This is a genomic window from Methanobrevibacter sp., from assembly GCF_045577275.1.
Classification (GTDB): domain Archaea; phylum Methanobacteriota; class Methanobacteria; order Methanobacteriales; family Methanobacteriaceae; genus Methanobrevibacter.
This window is the reverse complement of the sequence record NZ_JAZNIB010000297.1, coordinates 1-3393: the sequence shown is the minus strand read 5'-3', so window position 1 is coordinate 3393 and position 3393 is coordinate 1. Positions and strand designations below refer to the sequence as shown.

Here is a 3393-nt window from a genome sequence, read left to right as displayed (position 1 = left end):
TTCAATTAAGATTTTATTATAAAAACTTATTTAAAATATTAAATTATAGTATTATATGTAAACGAGTAAAAATTATTTTTAATCATTGAAGAGTTTTGGAGTAAAATCATGGTTTTAGTCTCATATTTAAATCCCTTATCTGAAGAAGGAAGAAATATTGTAAGGGGATTAGGTGGATTGGAAGAGATATCCGAACATAATGACGATTTAATGGATATTGTCATTCATACCAATCGTCAGACCATTTCCAATCAGGAAGTTGTTCCAGAAACTCTTGTAGATTTGGCTATTAACCGTATTAAATGGTATATTGAACGTAAAAACAATAAGGATTTCAATCCGAATGATTATGCTTACTTTTTCAATGAAGATATTGCTGAATATGACACCATAGTTTTCCATATATTGGCACAAGCTATTGCAAATCAGTTTAGGCCAGGTTCCCGTGAGGTAAAGTTATTTGTGGAATCCCAAGGACTGATGATTGAGGATAGATTGATCAAGCTCCAATTATCTGATAAAAAGGAGCTTGTTGAAGAAATCTTAAATGATTTGCTCATTCGGGATGGAATCGAATGGTCCTTTTTAAAGGATTTGATTGCAACCAAGAAATTATCATTGACTGATCTTGTTTTGGATAATGGTGAAATCGTTTTGGATAGGGAGCAGTTTGTCTTTTCATATGGTGATAAATTCAGTGACAGGTCTCCAGATAGGGTATATGACATTCTGATAGGAGACAATCTCAGAGAACTTATTTTAACTAAATTGCTTATGCAAAACACTGAAGATTATATAAAGTCCATTCAAAGTCAATTGGCTATTGTTGAAATGCATCCAGCTATTGTAGAATTAGGTGAAATGTTGGATGAGGCTATCAGCGAATCTTTAGCTCAATACAGCACATATTATGCAAGTGGAGGCGCTTTTGGCAATATGGAAATTGGCAAGCTTGTTAGGGAAGCTTTCCCTCCTTGCATAGCCAATACTGTTGATGGAGTTTCCTCTGGTGGAAGAAATGATGCGATTGTTCTTCTTTTAACTTCATTCGTTTCATATGCAAGATTGTATCCAGGCATTTTTGGCTCAGATAGGACTGTAAAGGTATCTGACATTGATACAAACTTGAACATCACATTGAATGAGATTCTGCCCTTGATATATGAGGCAGCTGACAATTGTACTCCTCCTTTGTTTGAAGACCAACCTCAAGAGAAGATTAATATCATTTCAAAATTAGGGTTTGGAATGCATGAGGAAGTAAGTCTTGAAAATGAGGGAGAAACCAAATGGTACACTCCTATGAGTTGTGAGAAGATTAAGATGCACTTGCCTCAACTTTGTAAGGAAAATAAGGATTGTGCTAAGATAAATAATCCATTAAGCTATTATTCAAGGAAAAAATGGATAATGACTAAAAATGGTGAATTTAATAAGGATTCTACAGATGAATCTTCTTCTAATCAATAACTTTTTTTTTTAATCTTTAATTTTTTTAGATTCTAATGCTTTTAATTCTTAAAATCTATTTTTTGGCTTGTTTTATTTGATTTTTTCTCTAGAATTATTTAAAAATAGTTAAATATATTAAGTGATATAGATATCTATATATATACTTATTAGGGGAAAACTTTATGATAAATAAGAGATTGTTTTTTATTTCTATAATTCTCTTAATTGTTGTAAGCATTGGAGCGGTTTCAGCTTCAGATGCACTATTGGATGATAATGTAAATTATGAGGGTTTAGGAAATGAAAACATTATTATAGATGAGGGTTCTGATGATGGAACTGATGATAGTTCCAGTGGGGAATCCACTAATTCTGATGATTCCAGCGAGAGCGATAATTCTGAGGGCAATGATCAATCAGAAATCGTTCAGGTAAGTGGAGATACCTTTGAAGATATCCAGAATGCTGTATTAAGTTCTAAGGAAAATAGTGTAATAAGATTAAATGGAAACTATCAAGGAAATGGTAATTACATTTACATCAACAAGAATTTGACTCTTGAAGGTGAAGATGCAACACTTGATGCAAGAGGATTGTCTGGAATAATATTATCTGAAAAGGCAATCATACTAAAGAATATTATTTTTAAAAACGCTGATGTCAAGGAAGCAGTGTATATTGAAGGCAATGCCACTATCATCAATTGTACTTTTGAAGGCAATAAGAATATGGCAATCAAATGCAGAGGCGAAGAAAACTCTGATAATGTCATTATAAAAGATTCAACTTTCAAAAGCAATTATATGATACTGGATTCAACTGCAGCTAATTTGAATATAGAAAACAGTACTTTTGACTCCAACAAGGCTACAGGATGGGAAGATACAGTCTTTAAATTTTCTGATTCTAAAAAGATTCCTTCAAAAGTATCAATCACTAATTCATCATTCATTTCAAATAGTGGTGAGGATACAGTCTTTTATTTTGAATTGATCAATTCCGCTTCCAGCAGTGTTATCGATAACTGTTATTTCAATAAGAATAAAGCTACTGACTCTGCAGTAATTTACTTATTGAATGGAACATTGAACATCAAAAATTCCATTTTTGGAAATAACACCAGAGTAATTTCAACTGATGTTCCTAATGTATATGAAAATAATAACAAACTGATTATTAAAAATTCCACTTTTGACAATAACTCTAAGTTTGTGCTTTATAACAATGTAAACTGCTCAATGGATTCCTGTACATTCAAGAACAATAAGAATAATTTGATTAACAATTATGATGATCTATACATCAAGAATTCAAAGTTCTTGAATAACAAAGGTGCAATTGACCATTGGGGAGTCGGTGTATTGAAAATCAGCAATTCAACATTTACAAACTCCTCTAATGATGTTGCAGCGATTCACTCATCTGATGGAAATCTAAAGGTGATTGACTGCAAGTTTAACTGCAATTGTGAAGCGGCCATCATCAGCTGCAATAAGATATCAATTACAAAAAACAATAAAACAAGCACTTATAAAAAGCCAATTTCTTTCAATAATAACTTAAACCCATTTTCCTTTATTAAATACACTTTAAGTAATTTCACTACAAGTTATAATTCTGGAAAAACCTATATGGTTAAGGCTGTTTATGGAATTAGCAAAAAAGTTTGCTCTAATCTTAAATTTAAAATGGAAGTTTATTCCTCTGGCAATTATGTAAAAACATTTTGGGCAACTGCAAATTCCAAAGGAATCGCTTATTTCAAGGTATCTGGATTAAATGTCGGTTCCTATAAAGCAGTGCTTTGCTATTATAAATACAAACCTTATGATTTTGAGGATTTCACTACTGTCAAGTCCAACATTAAAATCAAAAAGGCAAACACTATTGTCAATGCCCCTAAAGTTACTGCAAGATTCAAAAAATCCAAATACTTTAAGG

Annotated in this window: 2 protein-coding genes; both read left to right on the top strand. The window is 31.8% G+C overall.

Annotated features, from left to right (window positions below; translation table 11 throughout):
• Positions 1-108 precede the first annotated feature (108 nt).
• Entirely contained in the window at positions 109-1470 is a 1362-nt protein-coding gene (gene priL, locus ACKI67_RS08540) for a DNA primase large subunit PriL (protein ID WP_407463113.1), read from the top strand.
• A 164-nt stretch (positions 1471-1634) separates the two neighbouring features.
• The coding region (locus tag ACKI67_RS08535; RefSeq protein ID WP_407463111.1) for a hypothetical protein at positions 1635-3393 on the top strand (1759 nt) is incomplete at its 3' end.